General features: G+C 63.9%; 25 protein-coding genes and 1 pseudogene. 11 read left to right on the forward strand and 15 right to left on the reverse strand.

Annotated features, from left to right (window positions below):
* Positions 1-37: 37 nt before the first annotated feature.
* Positions 38-1,141 carry an NAD(P)/FAD-dependent oxidoreductase gene (locus JQ631_RS24445; RefSeq protein ID WP_212330200.1) on the forward strand — a complete coding sequence of 368 codons (1,104 nt, stop codon included), beginning with the start codon at positions 38-40 and terminating at the stop codon, positions 1,139-1,141.
* Between the two features lie 162 nt (positions 1,142-1,303).
* Here JQ631_RS24445 and JQ631_RS24450 read toward each other — a convergent pair whose 3' ends face one another.
* Positions 1,304-1,486, reverse strand: coding sequence for a YdcH family protein (locus JQ631_RS24450; RefSeq protein ID WP_092302764.1), 183 nt, complete (start codon positions 1,484-1,486; stop codon positions 1,304-1,306).
* Between the two features lie 329 nt (positions 1,487-1,815).
* Here JQ631_RS24450 and JQ631_RS24455 point away from each other — a divergent pair, with 329 nt between their 5' ends.
* The 3 genes from JQ631_RS24455 to JQ631_RS24465 all read left to right on the forward strand — a co-directional run bounded on the left by JQ631_RS24455 (position 1,816) and on the right by JQ631_RS24465 (position 2,639).
* Positions 1,816-2,022 (forward strand): YdcH family protein, encoded by a 207-nt coding sequence (locus tag JQ631_RS24455; protein WP_018641547.1) that lies wholly within the window; start codon positions 1,816-1,818, stop codon positions 2,020-2,022.
* Positions 2,023-2,157: 135 nt separating this feature from the next.
* Positions 2,158-2,364 (forward strand): hypothetical protein, encoded by a 207-nt coding sequence (locus JQ631_RS24460; RefSeq protein WP_212330202.1) that lies wholly within the window; start codon positions 2,158-2,160, stop codon positions 2,362-2,364.
* A gap of 23 nt (positions 2,365-2,387) precedes the next feature.
* Positions 2,388-2,639 carry a hypothetical protein gene (locus JQ631_RS24465; RefSeq protein WP_212330204.1) on the forward strand — a complete coding sequence of 84 codons (252 nt, stop codon included), beginning with the start codon at positions 2,388-2,390 and terminating at the stop codon, positions 2,637-2,639.
* A gap of 2 nt (positions 2,640-2,641) precedes the next feature.
* On the opposite strand, the gene JQ631_RS24470 is transcribed toward JQ631_RS24465, so the two are convergent.
* The gene (locus JQ631_RS24470; RefSeq protein WP_212330206.1) at positions 2,642-3,373 is read right to left on the reverse strand and encodes a GGDEF domain-containing protein; all 732 of its coding nucleotides are present in this window, start codon (positions 3,371-3,373) and stop codon (positions 2,642-2,644) included.
* A gap of 141 nt (positions 3,374-3,514) precedes the next feature.
* Here JQ631_RS24470 and purE point away from each other — a divergent pair, with 141 nt between their 5' ends.
* Together purE and JQ631_RS24480 are read left to right on the forward strand one after the other, a co-directional pair.
* Entirely contained in the window at positions 3,515-4,003 is a 489-nt protein-coding gene (gene purE, locus JQ631_RS24475) for a 5-(carboxyamino)imidazole ribonucleotide mutase (protein ID WP_212330208.1), read from the forward strand.
* Positions 4,000-5,106: a 5-(carboxyamino)imidazole ribonucleotide synthase gene (locus tag JQ631_RS24480; protein ID WP_212330210.1), complete on the forward strand. Its 1,107-nt coding sequence runs from the start codon at positions 4,000-4,002 to the stop codon at positions 5,104-5,106. The genes purE and JQ631_RS24480 overlap by 4 nt, the downstream gene beginning before the upstream one ends.
* Positions 5,107-5,143: 37 nt before the next feature.
* Here the strand turns inward: JQ631_RS24480 and aqpZ are convergent, their stop codons facing one another.
* A complete protein-coding gene (gene aqpZ, locus JQ631_RS24485; protein WP_212330212.1) occupies positions 5,144-5,866 on the reverse strand; it encodes an aquaporin Z in 723 nt (240 codons plus the stop codon).
* Positions 5,867-6,125: 259 nt separating this feature from the next.
* Here aqpZ and rpsU point away from each other — a divergent pair, with 259 nt between their 5' ends.
* Both rpsU and JQ631_RS24495 read left to right on the forward strand, forming a co-directional pair.
* Positions 6,126-6,422 (forward strand): 30S ribosomal protein S21, encoded by a 297-nt coding sequence (gene rpsU, locus JQ631_RS24490; RefSeq protein WP_014492442.1) that lies wholly within the window; start codon positions 6,126-6,128, stop codon positions 6,420-6,422.
* Positions 6,423-6,547: 125 nt separating this feature from the next.
* Positions 6,548-7,201, forward strand: a complete 654-nt coding sequence (locus tag JQ631_RS24495) for a tetratricopeptide repeat protein (RefSeq protein WP_212330214.1) — start codon at positions 6,548-6,550, stop codon at positions 7,199-7,201.
* Between the two features lie 33 nt (positions 7,202-7,234).
* Here the strand turns inward: JQ631_RS24495 and JQ631_RS24500 are convergent, their stop codons facing one another.
* The 9 genes from JQ631_RS24500 to JQ631_RS24540 all read right to left on the reverse strand — a co-directional run bounded on the left by JQ631_RS24500 (position 7,235) and on the right by JQ631_RS24540 (position 16,017).
* Entirely contained in the window at positions 7,235-8,143 is a 909-nt protein-coding gene (locus tag JQ631_RS24500; protein ID WP_212330216.1) for a hypothetical protein, read from the reverse strand.
* Between the two features lie 93 nt (positions 8,144-8,236).
* Positions 8,237-8,521, reverse strand: a complete 285-nt coding sequence (locus JQ631_RS24505; protein WP_212330218.1) for a cupin domain-containing protein — start codon at positions 8,519-8,521, stop codon at positions 8,237-8,239.
* 23 nt (positions 8,522-8,544) lie between these two features.
* Entirely contained in the window at positions 8,545-9,642 is a 1,098-nt protein-coding gene (locus tag JQ631_RS24510) for a calcium:cation antiporter (protein WP_212330226.1), read from the reverse strand.
* Positions 9,643-9,703: 61 nt separating this feature from the next.
* Positions 9,704-10,504, reverse strand: a complete 801-nt coding sequence (locus JQ631_RS24515) for an alpha/beta hydrolase (protein WP_212330228.1) — start codon at positions 10,502-10,504, stop codon at positions 9,704-9,706.
* Positions 10,505-10,709: 205 nt separating this feature from the next.
* Positions 10,710-12,107, reverse strand: a complete 1,398-nt coding sequence (locus JQ631_RS24520) for an NAD(P)(+) transhydrogenase (Re/Si-specific) subunit beta (RefSeq protein WP_212330230.1) — start codon at positions 12,105-12,107, stop codon at positions 10,710-10,712.
* Positions 12,108-12,146: 39 nt separating this feature from the next.
* A complete protein-coding gene (locus JQ631_RS24525; RefSeq protein ID WP_212248738.1) occupies positions 12,147-12,464 on the reverse strand; it encodes a proton-translocating transhydrogenase family protein in 318 nt (105 codons plus the stop codon).
* Positions 12,465-12,475: 11 nt separating this feature from the next.
* Complete coding sequence (locus JQ631_RS24530) at positions 12,476-13,603, reverse strand: Re/Si-specific NAD(P)(+) transhydrogenase subunit alpha (protein ID WP_212330232.1); 1,128 nt, start codon at positions 13,601-13,603, stop codon at positions 12,476-12,478.
* A 142-nt stretch (positions 13,604-13,745) separates the two neighbouring features.
* Positions 13,746-13,898 (reverse strand): aa3-type cytochrome c oxidase subunit IV, encoded by a 153-nt coding sequence (locus tag JQ631_RS24535; RefSeq protein ID WP_018317799.1) that lies wholly within the window; start codon positions 13,896-13,898, stop codon positions 13,746-13,748.
* 208 nt (positions 13,899-14,106) lie between these two features.
* Positions 14,107-16,017 (reverse strand): M3 family oligoendopeptidase, encoded by a 1,911-nt coding sequence (locus JQ631_RS24540; RefSeq protein ID WP_212330235.1) that lies wholly within the window; start codon positions 16,015-16,017, stop codon positions 14,107-14,109.
* A gap of 127 nt (positions 16,018-16,144) precedes the next feature.
* On the opposite strand from JQ631_RS24540, the gene JQ631_RS24545 reads away from it, so the two are divergent.
* The 3 genes from JQ631_RS24545 to JQ631_RS24555 all read left to right on the forward strand — a co-directional run bounded on the left by JQ631_RS24545 (position 16,145) and on the right by JQ631_RS24555 (position 22,139).
* On the forward strand, positions 16,145-17,641 hold the full coding sequence (locus JQ631_RS24545; protein ID WP_212330237.1) for a sigma-54-dependent transcriptional regulator: 1,497 nt from the start codon (positions 16,145-16,147) through the stop codon (positions 17,639-17,641).
* Between the two features lie 347 nt (positions 17,642-17,988).
* Entirely contained in the window at positions 17,989-20,247 is a 2,259-nt protein-coding gene (locus tag JQ631_RS24550; RefSeq protein WP_212330239.1) for a L,D-transpeptidase family protein, read from the forward strand.
* Between the two features lie 269 nt (positions 20,248-20,516).
* Entirely contained in the window at positions 20,517-22,139 is a 1,623-nt protein-coding gene (locus tag JQ631_RS24555; protein WP_212330241.1) for a peptidoglycan L,D-endopeptidase MepK, read from the forward strand.
* Positions 22,140-22,149: 10 nt separating this feature from the next.
* Here the strand turns inward: JQ631_RS24555 and JQ631_RS24560 are convergent.
* From JQ631_RS24560 to JQ631_RS24570, 3 genes and pseudogenes are all read right to left on the reverse strand, one after another.
* Positions 22,150-22,571 (reverse strand): annotated as a pseudogene (locus JQ631_RS24560) (DUF1801 domain-containing protein).
* A 74-nt stretch (positions 22,572-22,645) separates the two neighbouring features.
* Positions 22,646-22,918, reverse strand: a complete 273-nt coding sequence (locus JQ631_RS24565) for a DUF2312 domain-containing protein (RefSeq protein WP_014492426.1) — start codon at positions 22,916-22,918, stop codon at positions 22,646-22,648.
* A gap of 197 nt (positions 22,919-23,115) precedes the next feature.
* Positions 23,116-23,421: a DUF1244 domain-containing protein gene (locus JQ631_RS24570; protein ID WP_212330243.1), complete on the reverse strand. Its 306-nt coding sequence runs from the start codon at positions 23,419-23,421 to the stop codon at positions 23,116-23,118.
* Positions 23,422-23,479: the final 58 nt, after the last annotated feature.

Here is a 23,479-nt window from a genome sequence, read left to right on the forward strand (position 1 = left end):
GGCAAATCGGCACCTTCAGCGGGACTTCTGCATCACCATGGATAGGGTCGACTGCGTCGTCATCGGAGCCGGCGTGGTCGGGCTCGCGGTGGCAAGAAAGCTCGCACAGGCCGGGCGCGAAGTGATCGTGCTCGAGGAAGCCGAGGCGATCGGCACCGTCACCTCCTCACGCAACAGCGAGGTGATCCATGCCGGGATCTACTACCGCGCAGGGAGCTGGATGGCGCGGATGTGCGTCGACGGCAAGCATGCGCTCTATCGGTATTGCGGTGAGCGCGGCATCCCGCACAAGAATTGCGGCAAGCTGATCGTCGCCACCAATGCGAAGGAAACCGAGAAGCTGCAATCGATCAAGGCGCATGCCGAGGCCAACGGCGTGCTCGACATGCAGTTGCTCTCGGGCGAGGCCGCGCGCGCGCTGGAGCCGGCGCTGGCCTGCGATGCGGCACTGCTCTCGCCGTCGACCGGCATCATCGACAGCCACGCCTACATGCTCTCGCTACGCGGCGAGGCCGAGGAAGCAGGCGCAGCCTTTGCGTTTCATACGCCGCTGCTCCGCGCCAAGGCGGAGGCCGGCATGATCGAGATCGAGGCTGGCGGCGAAGCTCCGATGACCCTGCAATGCGACCTGCTCGTCAACGCCGCCGGACTGTCGGCGACGTCCGTGGCACGCCATATCGACGGCATGCCGATCGACCGGATTCCGCCGGCCTATCTCGCCAAGGGCAACTATTTCAGCTGCAATGCGCGCGCGCCGTTTTCGCGCCTGATCTATCCGGTGCCCGAGCCCGGCGGGCTTGGGGTGCATCTCACCCTGGACATGGCAGGACAGGCGCGCTTCGGTCCCGACGTCGAGTGGATCGAGACGATCGACTATGAAGTTGATCCGTCACGCGCCGAGCGCTTCTATCCGGCGATCCGCAAATACTGGCCGACATTGCCTGACGGCGCGCTGATGCCGAGCTATTCGGGCATTCGTCCGAAGATCGTGCCACCGGCCGTGGCGACGCAGGATTTTCTCATGCAGGGTCCGCGCGACCATGGCGTCGCTGGTCTGGTCAATCTGTTCGGGATCGAATCGCCGGGACTGACATCGTCGCTCGCAATCGCGGACCATGTCGCGGAGCTCGCGAACGTCTAGAAAGCATTTCCGAGAGAGAGCGTGTCGGAAAACGCGGCCAGGCAAAACAGGCGCTTGCGCAACGATGGTTGCGCAATGCGCGCCTTACAGCAGGGACGAGCGCAAAGGCTCTCATCCCTGCCTGAAAGGATACGATCAAACTTTACGCTGTTACGGGGGTTACTAGTGAAGCGTGTCGCCCGACTGCTTCAGTCGTTCAATCTGGTCCTTGACCAACAACTTCCGGCGTTTCAACTCAACAATTTGCAGGTCGTCTGTTGAAAGGTGCACGAGAGCTTCGTGCAATTCGTTTTCGAGAGTTTTGTGTTTCCGTTCCAATTCAACCAGATGTGCCTGAATTGTCATTCGAAACCTCCTCGGTAGGGGTGAACCTTGGATTCGATCCGGACGAGGAAGTGTACATCACCGATTCGTTCTGTCGATGGGTATCCGTCGTCGCAGCGTCATTTTTGAAAATTCATATGTAATGAAGCGTGAGTAGGGAACCACGCGGCGAAAAATCCATGATATCAATGTGCTCGCGCGACACGCTTACGAATCGTTGAAATATCTTGCGAGTGAGCGGTGCGTGACGGTGGTAGATCGCTTGCGGTCACGCCGCGCAAGGACGATAATTTCCACAGGGCATCCACAGCCTTGATCTCAAGCCTATCGGTTTTTCGGCCACCGCAGACATGACCCATGAAGACGAGCGTGAACTCGAAGCCGAGCTCACCCGGTTGCAGCAGGAACACCGAGATCTCGATGCGGCGATCGATGCACTGCATCAATCGCCCGCCCCCGACCTGTTGCGGTTACAGCGGTTGAAGAAACGCAAGCTGTTGTTGCGCGACCGTATCGCCTTCATCGAAGACCAGATCACACCCGACATCATCGCCTGATTTGCGGAGGTTTGCGGATTGCCGCGGCTGAATCCGCTTGACTCAAAAAGAACAAAAGAAGAACATAAATCTCGCCCCGACGCCCCAGGAAAAGCCCAAGGCCACCCTCATGGCCAACCCGCAAGGACACCGCAAATGTCAGTCCCCGCCCTTCTCGACAACAGCCACTACGAACAGGCCTGCGACCAGGCGATCGCGATGTGCGACGGCAACTTGCGCAGCACCATCAAGGCGCTGATCATGGCCAACGAATATCTGGAAGCCGAGCTGGAAGAATTGCAGGCGGCGGTTTCGGCCGGCTGCATTCCTGAGACGTCGCGCAGCAGAAGCAGCGCCGCCTGAATTCACCATTGGAGCGCAATGCCATGTCAGACGTGACCTACTACGTTGCAATGCCCTTCCTGATCGATGCCGACGGATCGCCTGTCGCGGGCACCGCGGAGGAATGCCAAAGCTCGACGGCCGCGTTGCGGCGCGCCGAGGTTTTGGCGCACGGTGCCGGCCATATCGGCGCAGTCGCGTTCAGCCGCTGCGGCGATCCCATGACCGGCGAATTCGGTGACGCCACGCTGCTGCGCAAGTTCGGCAACGTGCCGGAAGATCTCGCGACGCTGTAAAGTCAGCTACTCACGAGCTTGATCCGCGGCTCGTGGCGCCGGTGCGCCTTGCGCACATACATGGCTGCATCGGCCTCCTCCAGCGCGCGGGCGGCATCGGCCTGCGCACCGAGCAGCGCAACACCCGCAGAGGCGCCCGCGGTCACATGCTGGCCGCGAAAGGTGAACGACAAATCATCGATCGCCTGCTCGAAGATGACAGCTTTCGCCTTGGCATCGGTCTCGCTGAGATTCCACAACAGCAAGGCAAACTCGTCGCCTCCGAGACGGCCGACCACGTCGGAAGCGCGGATCTGCCGCGTCAGCGTGCTCGCGATCGTCTTCAGCACCTCGTCGCCGGCGGCGTGGCCGAAGGAATCGTTGATCGGCTTCAGCCGGTCGACGTCGAGCACGATCAGCGCGCCGCTGGCGCGGTATCGCTTCATGTAGGCGATGGCGCGCTGGAGCTCGCGCTCGAAACCGCGCCGGTTGGGAATATCGAGCAGGAAATCGGTGTCGGCTGCGGCCTCGAGCTCGGCGACGCGCCGCAGCGCCCGCGTCAGCTTGGTACGCAGGCCACGGATGGTCGCCTTGCCGGTGTCTTTGCTCGCGGTCTTGGCAGCAGCGCCGGCGACGGACGCGCGGCGCGGCGCCGCAGCCGCGGACCGCTTCCTGGATACGATTTTTGGTCGGCTCCCGCTGGTTTTCCGGCCTTTTTTGGCCTTCGCAGCAGTCGCCCTTTTTGGTTTCTTCATGGGCATCCTGCTCAATGAAGGCTTGCGGGGATTCACCAAGACAGGATAGTGCATTCCCTTCTCCTTGCCACCGCCTTGCGAGCCGCCGGCCGGAACCGTTAATCTGGCCTATCTTTCTGTTTTCCGAGCACAATTGACGTCATGACCGCGCCGATCGCCATCATCATGGGAAGCCAGTCGGACTGGGAGACGATGCGGCACGCCGCCGACACGCTCACAGCGCTGGGTGTCGCCTCCGACACCCGCATCGTTTCGGCTCACCGGACCCCCGACCGGCTGTTTACCTTCGCCAAGGGCGCCAAGGCGGCCGGCTTCAAGGTCATCATCGCCGGCGCCGGCGGCGCCGCGCATCTCCCGGGCATGGCGGCGTCGCTGACGGAACTGCCGGTGTTCGGCGTCCCCGTCGAGTCCAGGACGCTCAAAGGTATCGATTCCCTTTATTCGATCGTGCAGATGCCCGCCGGCATTCCGGTCGGCACCCTTGCGATCGGCAAGGCTGGCGCGATCAACGCGGCGCTGCTCGCAGCGTCCGTGCTCGCACTGTCCGATCCGGCCTTGTCCGACCGCCTTGCTGCCTGGCGCAAGGCGCAGAGCGAGGCGGTCGCCGAGCGCCCGGAGGACAAGGCGTGACTGACGCAAAGCAGGTGAAGCTGAAGCCCGGCGACACCATCGGCATCCTCGGCGGCGGACAACTCGGACGGATGCTGGCCATGGCCGCGGCACGGCTCGGCCTGCGCTGCCAGGTGTTCTCGCCCGATCCGGATTCGCCGGCTTTCGACGTCGTGCTGAATGCGACCTGCGCCGAATATGCCGACGTCGAGGCGCTCGAGCTGTTCGCCCACGACGTCGACGTCATCACCTACGAATTCGAGAACGTGCCGTCCGCAGCCGCCATGGTGCTGGACGCGCGCCGCCCGGTGGTGCCCAACCGCAAGATCCTGGAGACCACCCAGGACCGGCTCGCCGAGAAGGATTTCGTGACGCGGCTCGGCATCGGCACCGCCGCCTATGCCGACGTCTCCTCGGTCGCATCGCTGCGCGAGGCGATCGCGAAGATCGGCCTTCCCGCGGTGCTGAAGACCCGCCGCTTCGGCTATGACGGCAAGGGCCAGGCCATCATCCGCGAGGGCGACGACATCTCGAAAGTGTGGACCAGCCTTGCCACCAAGTCGGCGATCCTGGAGGCCTTCATCCCGTACGAGCGCGAGATCTCCGTGATCGCCGCGCGCTCGGCATCCGGGCAGGTCGAATGCTTCGACGTTACCGAGAACGAGCATCGCGATCACATTCTGAAAATTTCCCGCGCACCCGCGCCGATCCCGGATGCGCTCGCCGAGGAGGCGCGCAGCATCGCCGGCAAGATCGCGACCGCACTCGACTATGTCGGCGTGCTCGCGGTTGAGATGTTCGTGCTCGCCAATGGCGGCGGGTCGAAAGTGCTGGTCAACGAGATCGCCCCGCGCGTGCACAATTCCGGACACTGGACGCTCGACGGCGCATCCGTTTCCCAGTTCGAGCAGCACATCCGCGCCATCGCCGGCTGGCCGCTCGGCAAGCCGGTGCGTCACGGTGAGGTCGTCACCATGACCAACCTGATCGGCGACGAGATCAATGATTATGAATCATGGCTGAGCGTGCCCGGCGCGACCGTGCACATCTACGGCAAGGGCGCCCCGCGCCCCGGCCGCAAGATGGGCCACGTCACCGAAGTCAGGCCCTCAAAAGCAAAGTGAGGGGACCGCCGCAAGAGCTGCGATCCCGCTTTCGCAATCAAGCCGTCTTCACGCCCGCGACGACGCCCGAGGGCTCCTCGCTGAGCCAGCGATAGACCACTCCGCCCAGCGCGCCACCGATCAGCGGTGCGACCCAGAACATCCAGAGCTGCGACAGCGCCCAACCGCCGACGAACAGTGCGGGTCCGGTGCTGCGCGCCGGATTCACCGAGGTGTTGGTGACGGGGATGCTGACGAGATGGATCATCACAAGCGCAAGCCCGATCGCGAGCGGCGCGAAGCCTGCCGGCGCGCGGCCGTGGGTCGCGCCCATGATGACGAACAGGAACATCATGGTCATCACCACCTCGGTGACGAAGCACGCGATCATGCTGTACTGGCCGGGCGAATGCGCATCATAGCCGTTGGAGGCAAAGCCCTTGGTGACGTCGAAGCCGGGCGCGCCGCTGGCAATCACATAGAGCAGCTCGGCCGCGACGATCGCACCGCAGACCTGCGCGATCACGTAAGGCAGGATCTGGCCTGCCGGAAACCGTCCACCGGCGGCGAGGCCGACCGTGACGGCCGGGTTGAGATGGCAGCCCGAGATATGGCCGATCGCATAGGCCATGGTGACGACGCTCAAGCCGAAGGCGAGGGACACGCCGACCAGGCCGATGCCGACCTGCGGAAACCCGGCTGCGATCACCGCGCTGCCGCAGCCTGCAAATGTGAGCCAGAATGTGCCGATGGCCTCGGCCGCGTATTTCTTCATGTCCATGTGGCGTCTCCCCTGATTTCAAACATTCCGGAACTATGTCCGCTGCGGCCCCAGATTGGCGCCGAATCTCCCAAATCTGGGCCGCACGAGAGCATTTTCGCCGCATTTAATGGCTGAACTTGGCCCGAAACTCCGCTTGGCAGGTGGACATCCCAGGTTTTGTCTGATACATCCGCGCCCTCAAGGTTAAGGGCTTGCGCTTTTTGCCATCCCTTTGACTTACCAGAATTCAAATCCGATCCACTGAAGAGGATGCCGCGTGCAGGTTCTCGTTCGCGATAACAATGTCGACCAAGCCCTCAAGGCGCTGAAGAAGAAGATGCAGCGCGAGGGCATTTTCCGCGAGATGAAGCTCCGCGGTCACTACGAGAAGCCCTCCGAGAAGAAGGCCCGCGAGAAGGCCGAAGCCGTGCGCCGTGCGCGCAAGCTGGCCCGCAAGAAGCTGCAGCGTGAAGGCCTGCTGCCGATGAAGCCGAAGCCGGTGTTCGGTGCTGGCCCCGGCGGTGATCGTGGCGGCCGTAGCGGCCCCGGTGCAGGTCCGCGCGGACCGCGCTGATCTTGCCGATCATGCAGGATTGAGTTTTCGATGACGCGGGCCCCGAGCCCGCGTTATTATTTTGTGAGCGGTGCCTTTCTGGGATGGGGCACTACAGATGCGGCACCAGCGCGAGCGAACCGTAGATGGCCTCCCCTTTCCCCGAGCCCGGCTTGGCGCGGCGACGCCAGATCTGGCGCCAGCCGCTCACGCTGGCCTTGATGGGGATCGCACTGTGCGGCTGCTCCTTCGATATTGGCTCGCTGGGTCCGGAGAAGGATAAGCCGCAGGAAGCAGCACCCCAGGCGGCAGCCGCGCCGGATAGCGCCGTCAGCGCTGCCAACGTCACCGAGGCCCAGACCCACACGACAAAGGCCCAGGCGCTGGTCAAATCGGGCGCGACGCAGGCCGCGCTGGATGAGTTCAATCGCGCCGTCGCGCTCGATCCCTACAACGCGCAAGCGCTCTACGGCCGCGCCCTGCTCTATCAGGGCAACAATCAGCACGACTTCGCAATCGCCGATTTCGGTGCCGCCAGCGGGCTCAATCCGCAGAAAGCCGAGCCGCTGCTTGGCCGTGCCGTCAGCTATCTCGCCATCGGCAAGGTCAAGGAGGCGGCCGCCGATCTCGACGAGGCTTCTGACGCCGATCCGCACAACGCCCAGATCTGGACGACACGGGGACAGGCCTATGAGCGGCTGGGCGACAAGACCAAGGCGGCGGCGTCCTACAACAAGGCCGTCGCGTTGCGCCCACGCGATGATGCCGCCCGCAGCGGCCTGGCCCGCGTCGGCGGCTAGCGGTCCCCAGGACGCGCTGGCACGGTCCTGGTCTTAATCGGGGGTGGCGGTCTTCGGCAGAACCGCGTGGAACATCGACTTCATGCCCGACAGCATTTCGTCGGCGACATTGGTCTTGGGCCGCGGGGGCGGTGTGGCTCCGCCTGCATCGGCACGCAGATCGAGCGGCGGCGCAATCATCGGCACCGGAATATCAGCCGGCGGCGTCAGCCGATTCGGATCGTCATTCCCAATCGAGGCCGTGTAGGGCGGATTCGCCTGCGAGCCGCCATTGCCATAGGCCTCGGGCGACGGCGTCGACACATTGATCGGCGGCGGCAGCGGGCGCACCGCCGACGGCACCGCATTGATGACGCGAGGAGCCTCCGGCGTGCGGGAGGCTTCCTGCACTGCAGGCTCGGGCGTCTTCTCGACCGCCTTGGTCTCGACAGGCTTGATTTCGGATTTGGCCTCGGCGGCCTTCTCAGCCGCCTTGCCTTCAGGCGATTTGCGCAGGCGCTCGATGGCGGCCCGCGCGAGATCGTTGGCGTCGGGGGTCACGGCCGGGGCGGCCGGAGACGAATTGGCCTCAACCACGGGCGCGGCGGGCGCTGCCGGGGTCGACTTGGCGACCGCCTTTTCATGCGCGGGGGCACGGCTGTGCGAAGCGGCCTCGTCGGCGGCCTTGCTCTCGGCAGGCTTCTCGGTCGCGGGCTTGTCCGTCGCGCTCTTCTCCGAAATGCTCTTCTCGGAGACACCCTTGGCCTTGACACCCGGGGCCGGGAGGTTGGCGACGTCGGCGGGCTTGCCATTCTTGCCTGCACCGGCAGGCGCCACCACGGCGGCTGGCGTATCCGCCGCCGGCCTGGCGTTGATGTAGTGATTAACGATGTAGGCCCCGATGATCGTGGCGAGCACCGAGGGGAAAATATCCATCGAGATTTTAGCGAGGTATTTCAACATTTCTCGGCCACTCCCCGCGCGATCTGATGCGGGAACTTTGGGGCATTGTAAGGGATCAACTGCGACGGATCGATGGCAAAGGTTACGCGTGCCTTACGGCTTCAGCTCAATCTCAAGGAACACGATCTCGGTTGAGGTTTCGTTAAGTACATCATGTTGGACCCCGGCCTTGCGGAAGTAGGATTTTCCGGCCGCAAGCTGCGCCTTGGAGCGCTCGCCGCCGGGCGCCACGATGGTCATTTCGCCGGCGACGACGGGAACGATCACGTAGTCCATTCCGTGGGTGTGATGCCCGGTCGCGCTGCCGGGAGCAAGCCGCCATTCGGTGACCCGAACCTCGTCGTTGTCGACCTGAACTTCGGACCTGGCGGCAAGCATCGGAACCTCTCCGGGGAATCGGTTCAGGGTACGAACACCATGAACGCGTAGACGGCAAATACCACCATATGGACCAGGCCGAACAGGACATTGGTCCTGCCGGTGCCGAAGGTCAGCATGCTCAACAAGAATGTTAGGAACAGCAGCGCCGTGTTCTGGGGATTGAGCCCCAGCACCAGGGGCTGGTCGATCACATAGGTGGCGAGCCCGACCGCCGGGATGGTCAGGCCGATGGTGGCCAGCGAGGACCCGAGCGCCAGATTGATGCTCTTCTGGAGGTCGTTCTTGCGCGCCGCCGCGATCGCGGACACCCCCTCCGGCATCAGGATCAGGAGCGCGACCAGGAGACCCGCAAACGCCGGCGGGGCGCCGATCCTGTCGGCGACGGCGTCCACCACCAGCGAGAATTTTTTGGCAAGCAGCACGACGGCCAGAAGCGAGATCAGCAGCAGCGCGACGCTCAGCGCCAGCATCTTGCCCGACAGATGGGCCTCTCCGCTTTCGCCTTCCGCCCGCTCATGAACGAAATAGTCCTTGTGCAGGACGGTCTGGGTGTAGAGGAACACGCCATAGAGCACGATGGTCACGAGGTCCACGAAGCCGAGCTGAAGTGCCGAGTAGATCGGCCCCGGCGTAGTCAGCGTGTAATTGGGCATGATCAGCGTCAGCGTCGCGAGTGCAATCAGCACGCTGAGATAGACGTTGGCGCCAGACAGCTGAAAACCCTGCTCGCGGTAGCGAACTCCGCCAATGAAAATGCAGAGGCCAACGAGACCATTGCAGACGATCATGACGACCGCGAAGACGGTGTCGCGCGCAAGCTCCGGCGCCGGCTTGTCACCGAGCATGATGGTGGTGATCAGTGCGACCTCGATGATGGTCACCGCGAGCGTGAGCAGCAGCGTGCCGTAGGGCTCGCCGATCCGCTCCGCGATCACCTCGGAGTGGTGCACGGCCGCGAACACGGTGCCGAACAGGATCACCAGCAGGACGATCGCGAACAGGCCGCCGCCGGCCGACATCTCGAAGCCGTAGCCGGTCGCGGTGACGATCAGAAACAGCAGCACCGCCAGAGCGGGAAAGATCCATGACGACCGCGGCATCGGTCCGTGTGCACTCATTTCGGGCGATTCCTCCAGGTGGGATGCCGATTATGCGCGAGAAGATCGCGCCCGTCAGCCCTCAGGACCCGTTGATGAAGGCTCGCGCGATCTCCAGAGCGCCAAAGTTATCGAGATTTTCGTGCCCGCCGCCGGGAAACCGGACCAGTTTCTTCGGCTCGTGTGCGAGCGCAAACAGGCGCTCGCCGAATGTGATGGGAATCGCCGGATCGTTGGTGCCGTGCATGATCAACAGCGGCGCGGCCACGCGCGCGATGCGTTGGTCCGAGTGGAACTGGTCGCGCATCAAGAGGCGGATCGGTACGAAGCGAAAGAGCGACGCCGCGACGTCCACCGTCGACGTGTAGGGCGCTTCCAGAATCAATTTCCCGACCGGATGCTCGGACGCGATGGCGACTGCAACGCCCGTCCCAAGCGAAAACCCCCAGGCAACAATGCGCTTTGCGTCGTAACGCTCCGTCGCAAAGGCGTAGGCCGCTGCGGCGTCTTGCAACAGGCCCTGCTCGCTCGGCGCGCCAGTCGAGCCCGCGTAGCCGCGATAGGACAACGCAACGAGACCCGTGCCGTCCGCAGTGATGCCCTTGAAGCGACTGACGCGTCCCGCAAGAAAATCACCGTTGCCATGAAAGAACAGGACCACGGCATGGCCGGGCCTTGCCGGCACATGCCAGACGATGACTTTCTCGCCATCGGATGTCGTCAGGACGCGCTCTTCGGCTTCTGGAAATCCCGCAACGACCGGCGCTGTGCGCTCTGTGGTCGGGATCGGAAACAGCATGGTGCGCTGCTTGACGAACAGCAGGACAAGGCCGGCGACATAGCCGGCCACGAGGATGATGGCGGTCCATTTCAGGAATGTCATCGCAGCCGGGTCATTCCAACGCTCAGGGCTTGCGGCGCCCCTTGAGCGATTTGAGGACGTTGGCGCGGATACTCAAGGGGACCTCGCGGCAGCCGCACGCCGCGGCATGGGCGTCGCGCCATGCGACGGGCTGCTCACGCGTCGCTTCATCGGCACGCAATGGGACCGGTGCCACTTCTTAGTTCAGGGCCACGGTCCCCTCGTATTACATCGCCTTGACGATGTTCTCGGTGACCTTCTTGGCGTCGCCGAGCAGCATCATGGTGTTGTCGCGGTAGAACAGCGGGTTGTCGATGCCGGCATAACCCGACGCCAGCGACCGCTTGATGAACATCACCGTGCCGGCCTTCCAGACCTGGAGCACTGGCATGCCGTAGATCGGCGAGGTCTTGTCCTCTTCGGCCGCCGGGTTGGTGACGTCGTTGGCGCCGATCACGAAGGCGATGTCGGCCTGCGCGAATTCGGAGTTGATGTCCTCAAGCTCGAACACCTCGTCATAGGGCACGTTGGCCTCGGCCAGCAGCACGTTCATGTGGCCGGGCATGCGGCCTGCGACCGGGTGAATGGCGTATTTCACCTCGACGCCTTCCTTCTTCAGCATGTCGGCCATTTCGCGCAACGCGTGCTGGGCCTGGGCAACCGCCATGCCGTAGCCGGGCACGATAATGACCTTGGACGCGTTCTTCATGATGAAGGCCGCGTCATCAGCGGAGCCGAGCTTGGCGGGCTTCTGCTCACCGGAACCGCCGCCGGCAGCGGCCGTCTCACCGCCGAAGCCGCCGAGGATGACCGAGATGAAGGACCGGTTCATCGCGTGGCACATGATGTACGACAGGATCGCGCCGGACGAGCCGACCAGCGCGCCGGTGATGATCAGCGCCGAATTGCCGAGCGTGAAGCCGATGCCCGCCGCGGCCCAGCCGGAATATGAGTTCAGCATCGAGATCACGACCGGCATGTCGGCGCCGCCGATCGGGATGATCATGAGCACGCCGAGCGCCAGCGCCAGGATGACGATCATCCAGAAGTCGAACGCGCTGCCGGACATCACCAGCCCGACGATGAAGACGACCAGTGCGATCGCCAGCGCGATGTTGATGACGTGACGGAACGGCAGGATGATCGGCGCTCCGCTCATCCGCGCGGACAGTTTCAGGAACGCGATCACCGAACCGGTGAAGGTCAGCGCGCCGATGGCGACGCCGAGCGACATTTCGACCAGGCTCTGCGCATGGATGTTGCCGGGCGTACCGATGTCGAAAGCCTCGGGCGCGTAGAACGCACCGGCAGCGACCAACACTGCGGCCATGCCGACCAGCGAGTGGAAGGCGGCGACGAGTTCCGGCATCGAGGTCATCGGCACGCGACGCGCGATGACCGCACCGATGCCGCCGCCGATCGCGATGGCAACGATCACGAGCAGCCAGGCCACGCCGTCCGCCGGCGGATGATTCGCCAGCGTGGTCGCGACCGCGATCGCCATGCCGATCATGCCGAACAGATTGCCCTGGCGCGACGACGCCGGGCTCGAAAGTCCACGCAGCGACAGGATGAACAGCACCCCCGCCACGAGATACAAGAATGCAGAGAGATTAGCGCTCATCTCAGGTCCCCATTGATCCCATCAGCCCGAGGTGGCCGCTTACTTAGACTTCTTCTTGTACATCGCCAGCATGCGCTGGGTGACAAGGAAGCCGCCGAAGATGTTCACGCAGGCGAAGATGAGCGCGACGAAGCCGAAGCCGCGCGCCCAGCCCGAACCGCTCGAGACGTTGGCGACGCCGACTGCGAGCAGCGCGCCAACCACGATCACCGAGGAAATCGCGTTGGTCACGCTCATCAGCGGCGTATGCAACGCCGGCGTCACCGACCACACCACGAAATAGCCGACGAATACGGCGAGGACGAAGATCGACAGCCGGAAGATGAAGGGGTCGACGACCTGTGCAGCATGCTCCATGACGGCTCTCCTTAAACCTTCGGCTGGAAGTTCGGGTGGATTACGGCGCCGTCCCTGGTCAGTGCGGTGGCCTTGACGAGTTCGTCGTCCCAGTTGACGGCGAGCTTCTTCTCTTTCTTGTCGACCATGGTCTCGATGAACGAGAACAGATTGCGCGCATAGAGACTGGAGGCCGAGGCCGCGACGCGGCCGGCGACGTTGGTATAGCCGACGATCTTGATGCCATCGGCCTCGACGACTTCGCCGGCTCGGGCGCCCTCGACATTGCCGCCGCGCTCGACGGCGAGATCGACCAGCACAGAGCCCGGCTTCATCGACTTGACCATCTCGCCCGACACGAGCTTCGGCGCGGGCCGGCCCGGGATCAGCGCGGTGGTGATGACGATGTCCTGCTTCTTGATGTGCTCGGCGGTGAGCGCGGCCTGCTTCGCCTGGTACTCCTTGGACATTTCCTTGGCGTAGCCGCCCGCGGTCTGCGCGTTCTTGAACTCCTCGTCCTCGACGGCGAGGAATTTCGCACCGAGCGATTCCACCTGCTCCTTGGTGGCGGGCCGCACGTCGGTCGCGGTGACGATGGCGCCGAGGCGGCGCGCGGTCGCGATGGCCTGGAGGCCGGCAACGCCGACGCCCATCACGAACACCTTCGCAGCAGGCACGGTGCCGGCCGCGGTCATCATCATCGGGAAGGCACGGCCGAAGGCCTCGGCGCCCTCGATCACGGCGCGGTAGCCGGCGAGGTTCGCCTGCGAGGACAGCACGTCCATCACCTGGGCGCGGGTGATGCGCGGCATCAATTCCATCGCGAAGGCGGAGACGCCGGCATCGGCGATCGTCTTCAGCGCGGCCTCGTTGCCATAGGGATCCATGATGGCGATGACGAGCGCGCCGCGCTTGTACTGCGACAGCTCAGAGGCCTCGGGACGCTTCACCTTGATGATGATGTCGGCGTCCTTCAGCGCCTCGGCGCTGACCGTGGCGCCAACCGCGGTGAATTCTGAATCCGGCAGGCCCGACTTGATGCCCGCGCCCGGCTCGATGGCGATCTCGGCGCCGAGCGCCTTGAATTTCTTCACCGTATCAGGCGAAGCCGCGACCCGCGGCTCTGACGGATCGATTTCCTTGGCAACGGCGATCTTCATAGGTCCTCCGGCGGCGCGGGACAGCGCACGCGCAAAAAAGTAGCGTTACTCCCGCAACGTTGCTTACCGGTTTTGGAACCGGCTTGTTTGCAAATTTTGTGGGCAGCTGCCGCCGCAAGCGTGGGCAGCCGCCGAAGTCGAATTAGGTGAGGAAGATCGCCATCAGGATCACGATCAGCGCGACCGAGGCAGTGCCGTACTTCACCAGCTTGATGAAGCCCTCATAGGTCTGCTCGTGCGCAACGTAGTCATTGCCGTCGGCGGTGCTGTACGCAACTTCGCTATGATCTGCCATGGATGTCCCCAGTCGAAAGTCGAATTCTTTGGCTGGGATACCTTAAACCGCCGGACAGGGCAACGGCACGGAGGCGCGGTTTTCCAGCAAATAGGCTCATTTGGAATCCTGATTATCGCGGATCCGGCGCGCGGAATTGGCTTTGCTGAACCACGGTTCAACAGATTCCGCGCACCGCCCCTGCCCTAAATCCGGGCATCCGCGGCCCTCAGCCCATCGCCTCCAGCTCGTCGATCATGCCGGCGATGACGCTGAGCCCGCCGTCCCAGAACTTCGGGTCCTTGGCATCGAGCCCGAACGGCCGCAGCAGCTCGGAATAATGCTTGGTGCCGCCGGCGGCGAGCATGTCGAGATAGCGCTCGGCAAAGCCCTCGGCCGCGTTCTCGTAGACGGCATAGAGCGAGTTCACGAGGCAATCGCCGAAGGCATAGGCGTAGACGTAGAACGGCGAGTGGATGAAGTGCGGGATGTACATCCAGTAGTTCTCGTAACCGGCCTTGATCTCGATCGCCGGTCCCAGGCTCTCGCCCTGCACCGACAGCCAGAGTTCGCCGAGCCGCGTCGCGGTGAGTTCGCCGTTCTTGCGCTCGGTGTGGACCGCGCGTTCGAACGAATAGAACGCGATTTGCCGCACCACGGTATTGATCATGTCCTCGACCTTGCCGGCGAGCAGCGCCTGGCGCTGCCTGGCGTTCTTGGTCTGCGCCAGCAGCCGTCGGAAGGTCAGCATCTCGCCGAACACGCTCGCGGTCTCCGCCAGTGTCAACGGCGTCGGCGCCATCAGCGCGCCGTTCTTCGCCGCCAGCACCTGGTGAACGCCGTGACCGAGCTCATGGGCGAGCGTCATCACGTCGCGCGGCTTGCCCTGGTAGTTCATCAGCACATAGGGGTGCGCCGACGGCGTGGTCGGATGCGAGAAGGCGCCCGGCGCCTTGCCCGGACGCACCGGCGCATCGATCCAGCGGTCGGTGAAGAAGCGCTCGGCGATGTCGGCCATCTCAGGCGAGAAGCCGCGATAGGCCGTCAGCACCATGTTGCGCGCGTCGGGCCAGCCGATGGTGTCGGTCGCGGCGAACGGCAGCGGCGCGTTGCGGTCCCAATAAGCGAGCTTCTTCTTGCCGAACCACCTCGCCTTCAGCGCGTAGTAGCGATGCGACAGTTTTGGATAGGCTGCCCGTACCGAGGCGACCAGTGCATCCACCACCTCGCGCTCGACGCGGTTGTTCAGATGGCGGGAGTCCGCGACGTCCTTGAAACCGCGCCAGCGGTCCGAGATGTCCTTGTCCTTGGCGAGGGTATTGGTGATCAGCGCGAAGGTGCGCTCGTTGGCCTTGAAGGTTTTCGCCAGCGCTTCCGCCGCGGCCTTGCGCTTGGCGCCGTCACGATCCTGCAGGAAATTCAGCGTCGGCTCGATCGCCAGTTCCTTGGAGCCGACCTTGAAGCGAAGACTTGATATGGTCTGGTCGAACAGCCGGTTGAAAGCGGAATAGCCGGTCTGCGCCTTCTCCAGGAACAGCTGCTCGAGCTTGTCGTCGAGCTGATACGGCTTCTCCTTGCGCAGATCCTCGATCCACGGACGATAATGCGCGAGCTCCGGAGCTTGCATCGCGCGGTTCAAAATATCGTCATCGATACGGTTGAGCTCGAGCGCGAAGAACAACAGATGCGTCGACGCTGCCGTCAACCGCTCCGACACGTCGCCGTAAAACTTTGAAATCGCAGGGTCCACGCTGTCGCCGGCGTGAACGAGACCGGCGTAGGAGCCGAGACGGCCGGCGAGATCGTCGATAGCCTCATAGCGTCGCACGGCTCCCGCGAGCCATTTTCCGCCATCTTCGTTTGCTGTGCCTGTTGCGAGCTTGCCCTTGTAGTCCGTCTCGAACGCGACGCAATCGGCATCCATCGTTTTGAGATCGCGCGCCACTTCCGGCGCATCGATCCCGGAATAGAGATCGGCAAGGTTCCACTCCGGAAGCTTGCCTGTCTTGCTCACCGGCTTTGCGGAGGGTTTTGCCTTGACGGCGGATTTCTTGGCGACGGATTTCTTGGCGGCGGACGTCTTGGTAGCGGCCTTGCGGAGAGCGGGCTTTTTAAGAGCGTTCTTGGAGCGCGAAGTCATTGTGTGGGAAACCTGTGTTCAACAAGCGCTGCGGCGGGCGGGGGCATCAAGGTTTAAGAGTGCGTTAATCGGCTTCGGCCAGAGTGACCCGATTCGAGACAGATAGTAGTAGCGTGCGGGGAGCACCATGGCTGCCAGTATTTTGATCGCCGACGACGATGCCGTAGCCCGCCGTCTGGTCGAGAACATGGTGCAGAAATGCGGCTATGAGACGATCGTCGTCGAGTCCGGCGACGCCGCGATCGCTACCCTCACCGCCCCCGATGCGCCGGCGATCGACGCAGTCATCCTCGATCTCGTGATGCCCGGCCTCGATGGCATGGGTGTGCTGTCGAAAATCCGCGAGGCTGGCCTCAGCGTTCCCGTCATCGTGCAGACCGCCCATGGCGGCATCGACAACGTGATCTCGGCGATGCGCGCCGGTGCGGCCGACTTCGTGGTCAAGCCGGTCGGCCTGGAGCGGCTCCAGGTTTCTCTGCGCAACGCGCTCAACGCATCCGCGCTCAAGGGCGAATTGCAGCGCATCCGTCACAGCCGCGAGGGACGGCTGACCTTCTCCGACATCATCACCCGCGCCGAAGCGATGTCGGGCGTGATGCACGCGGCGCAAAAGGCGGCGAACTCCTCGATCCCGGTGCTGATCGAAGGCGAGTCCGGCGTCGGCAAGGAGATGTTCGCGCGCGCCATCCATGGCAGTGGCGATCGCAAGGCCAAGCCGTTCGTCGCGGTCAATTGCGGTGCGATCCCCGACAATCTCGTCGAGTCCATCCTGTTCGGCCACGAGAAGGGCGCGTTCACCGGCGCGACCGAACGGCACACCGGCAAATTCCTCGAGGCCCATGGCGGCACGTTGTTTCTGGACGAGGTCAGCGAACTGCCCTTGACCGCGCAGGTCAAGCTGCTGCGCGCGCTCCAGGAAGGCGCCGTCGAGGCCGTCGGCGGCCGTAAGCCCGTGAAGGTCGATGTCCGCATCGTCTCTGCGACCAACCGCAAGCTGCTGGAGCGGGTCAAGCAGGGTCATTTCCGCGAAGATCTGTTCTATCGCCTGCACGTGCTGCCGCTGACGATCCCCTCGCTCAGGGCCCGGCGCGAGGACATCCCGCATCTCCTCAGACACTTCCTGGCGCGCTTTGCCGCCGAGGAGAACCGCTCGATCTCCGGCGTCTCTGGCGAGGCCGTGGCGCATCTCGCCCAGCTCGACTGGCCGGGCAACATCCGCCAACTCGAAAACGCCGTTTACCGCGCCGTGGTGATGAGCGAGGGCGACCAGCTCGGTCTGGACGATTTCCCGCAGCTGGCCTCGCATCCGCATTCCGTGACGGAAATTCCGACTGCGCCGCTGATGATCGAGCCGATCGCAGCGCCCTCAGTGGTATCGGGTAGCGAAATACCCATCGCGCCGCTGCCCATGGCAGGATCCCTCTCCATGTTGACGCCAACCGGCGACGTCCGCCCGCTGGAGGACATGGAAAACGAAATCATCCGCTTTGCGATCTCGCACTACCGCGGACAGATGTCCGAGGTGGCACGTCGGCTCAAAATCGGCAGGTCCACGCTGTACCGCAAACTCGACGAAGCCGGGGTTCCCGGACATGGCGGAAAAAGCGACGAGGAGACGCACTGAGCCTGATGCGAACGGAGGTTCGTGCGAGATGCCGATGCGCCCGCAAGCCGTTGAATTACGGCAAAATTCGGCTGTGGCCGAAACCGTGACTTGGAAGTGACAGACACCGGGAAAAGCGCGCGGTGAAACCGCACAATCCGTTGCAAACGGGCTGTCTTGAAGTCAGTTTGTCGTGAGTTTCCCGGAGTAGCGCTAGCTGCAAAAACGGGGCCTGTATATCGTCTGCGTATGAATCGTTGCGTGCAGGCGTGCAACTTTCGAGAGGCCGGCGCGGTTTAGCCGAAACTCAATTTGGCGATAACGAAAGCTGTTCCACGAGGGACAGTTCACCCAAGGGGTGCGACACAATGCGTGACTGTTTGAACCACCGTGCAGGCTTTGACCGCGTTTTGGCGACGGTCGCGGCGACCTTCCTCACGGTATCGGCCGGCTCGGCGCTGGCACAGGATCAAGCGCGCAGCAGCGCCGCCGAACTTGCAATCGAAGCCGCGATCCCGCGCCCTGAGCCTGCAAACGTCCCGCCCCCGACCGCCTCCGACATCAAGCTCGACACCACCGCCACGGTGCAGGACGCCTCGAAGGATGCGGCCAAGGAACCCGTGAAGGCCGAAGCTGCTCCAGCGCCGGCTCCCGACAAGGTCGAGACCAAGCCCTCCGACGTCGCCACGACGCCCGCAACCGACGCGCCGAAGAGCGAGACGGCGACCACCGAACCCGCGAAGGCCGAGCCTGCCAAATCTGAAGCGGCCAAGTCGGAGCCTGCCAAAGCTGAACCTGCCAAGGCTGACACCGCGGCCGCGCCTGCGGCGGCTCCCGCAGCACCTGCGGCGGCAGCAGCAACTCCGGCCACCGAGCCGGTGAAGGCGGCGAGCAACGTCCCCGCCGCCGACCAGCCGGTGGCCGACAAGCTCAAGGACATCATCGGCGCCAAGACCTCGCGCCATTTCGACCGCAAGAACGAGCGCGCCGCCGTCGAGAAATTCTACGGCGCCCGCGACTTTGCACCGATCTGGACCCAGGCCGGCAGTCTGACCGCCGCGGCCAAGGGCGTGATCGCCCGGCTGAAGGATGCGGCCTCCGACGGTCTCAATCCCGCCGACTATCCGGTGCCTGACTTCGCCGCCGCCACGACGCCCGATGCGCTCGCCGACGCCGAGTTGAAACTCACCGCCAGCATGTTCGACTATGCGCGCCAGGCGCAGAGCGGCCGCATGCACTGGTCCCAGGTCAGCGCCGACATCCTCTATCCCGAGCATCCGGTCGATCCCAACGAAGTGCTCACCAAGGTGACGACGGCAGCCGACGCCTCCGCTGCGCTCGACAGCTACAACCCGCCGCAGAAGCTCTACAAGGAGCTGAAGGCGCAGCTCGCGAAGCTCCGTGGCCAGGGCGACGGCCCGGTGATCGAGATCGCCGACGGCCCCGCGCTGAAATACACGCCGGCCAAGGGCAAGAAGCAGGCTGAGATCGTCGTGCAGGATTCGCGCGTGCCGCAGCTCCGCGCCAAGCTCGGCGTCACCGAGAACGCCAGCGACGACCACTACGACGCGACGGTCGCCGAAGCCGTGCGCAAATTCCAGGACGGCGCCGAGATGAAGGCGACCGGCATCCTCGACGACAAGACGGTCAGGGCGCTGAACAGCCCGAAGCGCGACAGGCAGATCGACACCGTGCTGGTGAACATGGAGCGCTGGCGCTGGCTGCCGCGCGACCTCGGCGTTCCCTCGCTGGGCGACGCCTACGTCATCCTCAACATTCCCGACTATACGCTGAAGGTGATGCAGCGCGGCCAGCAGGTCTGGACCACCCGCGTCGTCACCGGGAAGCCGGGCCAGCACGCAACGCCGCTGCTGACCGAGACGATGAAGTACATCACGGTCAACCCGACCTGGAACGTGCCGCCGTCGATCGTCTATGGCGAATATCTGCCGGCGCTCCAGCAGGATCCGACCGTGCTTCAGCGCATGGGCCTGAAGCTCGAGCAGAACCGCGACGGTTCGGTGCACATCTCGCAGCCGCCCGGCGAAGCCAACGCGCTCGGCCGCATCCGCTTCAACTTCCCGAACAAGTTCCTGGTCTATCAGCACGACACGCCGGACAAGTACCTGTTCGCCAAGGACGAGCGTGCGTTCAGCCACGGCTGCATGCGCGTTCAATATCCTGACCAGTACGCCTCCGTGCTGCTCAACATCGCCATGCCGAACGAGAAGTACACGCCGGAGCGCGTGCGCAGCATGTACGGTTCGGGCGAGGTCGACTTGAAATTCCCGACCCCGATCCCGGTCAACATCACCTACCAGACCGCGTTCGTGGACGACGGCGGCAAGCTGCAATTCCGCAAGGACGTCTACGGTCGCGACGCCACCATGATCAACATCCTGAAGAACAGCCGCGGCAAGGATCTCGAAACGGTCGTGGCCCACTCGCAGCCGAGCTATTCGCGTCCGGCGACGACGCTGCCTTCAGGCGTGGCCATAGCCAACAATGGCGGCGGCTTCGGCTCGTCCGGCCCGAACTTCTTCGAGCGGCTTTTCGGCGGTGGGGCCCCTGCCCAGCCGCCGGCTCCGGTCGGCCGTCGGCCCCAGCAGCGGGTGTTCACCCGCTAAACCAGGCCAGCCCTGAAACTCGAAAATTTTCCAACGAAATCAGCGACCCCATCCCCTGGATGGGGTCGTTTAACGTTAACCATTCGCCACTCGGGTTCCGGCGGCCGGCGTTTTTTCGCCACAGTCAACCGGTTAGGATTGTAGTCTGACTTGGTTTGGGGGCGGGAAGGTCAACCTCGAATTAACCTTCTCGCTTTAAGAAAGCGTTCACCCTCTTTCGCGCGCTAACGGGGTTGGCGGGAGAGTCCATTTGAACGCTCGTCGACTGGGTGGGCTCATACGTGCTGGCTTGTTTCGCACGCCAAATTGCTGCGGTGTCGTTGTCCCATGCGGGTGTGAAGGTCGGATCTCGGATCGGCCTCGCCTCGCTGGTGCTGCTTGCGGCTGCCGGTTCGGTTCATAACGCAGCCGCGCTGAACGAAACCAAGACGCTCTCCTTCCACCACACCCATTCCGGCGAAGACCTCACCGTCACCTTCAAGCGCGATGGCCGCTACGACGAAGCCGCGCTGAAGACGCTCAATCATTTCCTGCGCGACTGGCGCACCCAGGACGAGACGGTGATGGACCGTCACCTGTTCGACATCCTCTGGGAAGTCTATCGCGACGTCGACGGCAAGCAGCCGATCCAGATCATCTCCTCCTATCGCTCCCCCGCCACCAACGCGATGCTCCGCCGCCGCTCCGCCCATACGGGCGTGGCGCGCTTCAGCCAGCACATGCTGGGCCATGCGATGGACTTCTACATTCCGGGCGTGCCGCTGGAGCAGATCCGCTTCGCGGGCCTCCGCCTCCAGCGCGGCGGCGTCGGCTTCTATCCGACCTCCGGCTCGCCCTTCGTGCATCTCGACACCGGCAACATCAGGCACTGGCCGCGGATGACACATGACCAGCTCGTCCGCGTCTTCCCGGACGGACGCACGGTCCACGTCCCGACCGATGGCGTGCCGCTGAAGGGTTACGAACTCGCCAAGGCCGACATCGAACGACGTGGCGACGGCGATGACGCCAGCAAGCCGGGCTTCTTCGCTGCTCTCTTCAAGAGCAAATCCGCTCCGGCAGCTGGCAGCGACGAGGACGACGAGAGCGCTCCCGCCCCGGCCGCCAAGCCGACCGTGGTCGCCGCCGCAGCCAAGCCTGCCGAAGCAAAGCCCGCCGATCCGGTGCCGACGCCGCGCGCCAAGCCGTCCGTCGCCGCGACGATCCAGCTCGCCTCGGCCGACGCGCAGCTCGTTGCACCGCCCAAGCCGAAGCCCGCGCCCGTGGCTGACAAGCCGGCTGCCGGCAGGCTCGAGACTCCGGCCGACATCATCAACGCCCGCGGCTTCTGGGATGCCCCTGCCACGCCGCAGCAGGCGACGCCAGCTCAGGTGGCTGCGTTGAAGGCCCGTCAGGCGCTTGCCGCCGCCACCGAGCCGCAAGCCACGGCAAGCGTCGCCAGCGCAACCCTTCAGGCGCTGGCTTACGCGCCGGCCGCCTCCCCGGTTGACCGCGCCAATGTCGTCACCGCCTCCGCGCCGATCCCGCGCGGCGTGCGTCCGGTGTCCGCAGCCCGCAATGCCGCCCCGGCCACCGAGATCAACACCGTCGTCGGCAAGAGCACCGACGGGATGATCGCAACCGCGACCCGGCTCTCCGCCGCCAAGGGTGAGAGCATCTGGCTCAAGATCGCGATGCTGTCGCCGAGCGCCAGCCGCGCGATGTCGGTGACGCTGATGGGCGAACTCGACATGGCCGAGATGCGCGCCTATTTCGTCAAGCCGCACGCCGTGGTCGCGATGGGCTTCAGCGACGATCCGATGCAAGGCCTGTCCTGCGACAGTTTTTCGGGCAGCGCGACCGCGAAGATCGAGACGACGTCGTTCGTCATGCGAACCGCCGCGCTGCGCTGAGGCCGAACGCCTAGCGCGCTTTCTTGCCCCGCCGATCCAGATGATAGGTCAGCGCCAGCGACAGGCAGACTGACAGCTCCAGCTTCGCAAGCTTGCCCGCCACGGGCAAAAGCAACGCCCGAGTCTGCCGATATTCGAACTGATCGGGAAAACGCTCGCGAAACGTATCGACGAGCGTGGTTTTGCAATTGAAGAGAATGGCGGCTTGCTCGGAGTCCTTGAGGCGGCCGAGCCGGATTGTCGAGCCGCTGCCGGTCTCATCGGTCAGATAGGCAGGCTCGCCCCATTTCAGAGTTTCGGTGAGCCGGCCGACGTTGTCGTGCTTCGCAGCCGTCGCGAAAATCAGGTCGCGCACCTGGAGCAATTGCCGATCGGCGCTGGAAGAGCGCCGAAGGCATGGTTCACGTCACGGGGCAAGGGTGGTGCGGTCACTGGCGTCTCCGTTCACAAACGAAGTGCAACAACCGCGATTTGTAGCCTGATCAATGTCCGAGGCGCAAAACGCCTCAGAGCATGCCCAGCGCCTGCATGTAGGTCTCGAGAATGGTCTCGGCTTCGGCGCGTTCGTTGGGGTCCTGCTTGCGCATCCGCACGATGGTGCGCAGCGCCTTGACGTCGTAACCGTTACCCTTGCTCTCGGCATAGACGTCGCGGATGTCGTCGGAAATCGCCTTCTTCTCTTCCTCCAGCCGCTCGATGCGCTCGATGATGGATTTGAGCTGGTCCTTGGCAAATTTCGTCGCGGGCTCGTCGTCGCGGACGGCGGCGGAGGTGGCCATCTTGGTACTCCCAATGGAACTGGCAAAACGAGGTGACGCCGGCATCCTCACCGCGCGTGCTGCCAGAACCCTTAGGGTTGGCGCTCCTCACGTTCAAGCAAGCATCGCGCTCGTCCACAGCGCGCCCACACCTTCCTGCTGGCAAGCAAAGAAAGCTGTTGTGTGGTGCGACTCAAGCGGCTCCTCGGACAGTCCCCTCAGTGATTGTGGGGATGGACCTTCTTCATCGCCCCGATCTGCTCGGGCGTGGCCGTGCCCTGGTGCTTCGCCTTCCAGGTCTCGTAAGGCATGCCGTAGATTTCCTCCCGGCTCTCGTCCTTGCTCAGGGGCACGCCTTGAGCGTCCGCGGCGTCCTTGAGCCAGTTGGAGAGGCAGTTGCGGCAGAAGCCTGCCAGATTCATCAGATCGATGTTCTGGACGTCGGTCCGCGTCTTCAGATGTTCGACCAGGCGCCGAAAAGCGGCCGCCTCGAGCTCCGTTCTGGTTTTGTCGTCGATTGCCATGGCTGGGCCCCTTGGCCTTTCGTTTGAAGGTGGTCACCCTTACGGGATCAGGTGGGGT

This window comes from Bradyrhizobium manausense (assembly GCF_018131105.1).
In the GTDB taxonomy this organism is placed as follows: Bacteria; Pseudomonadota; Alphaproteobacteria; order Rhizobiales; family Xanthobacteraceae; genus Bradyrhizobium; species Bradyrhizobium manausense_B.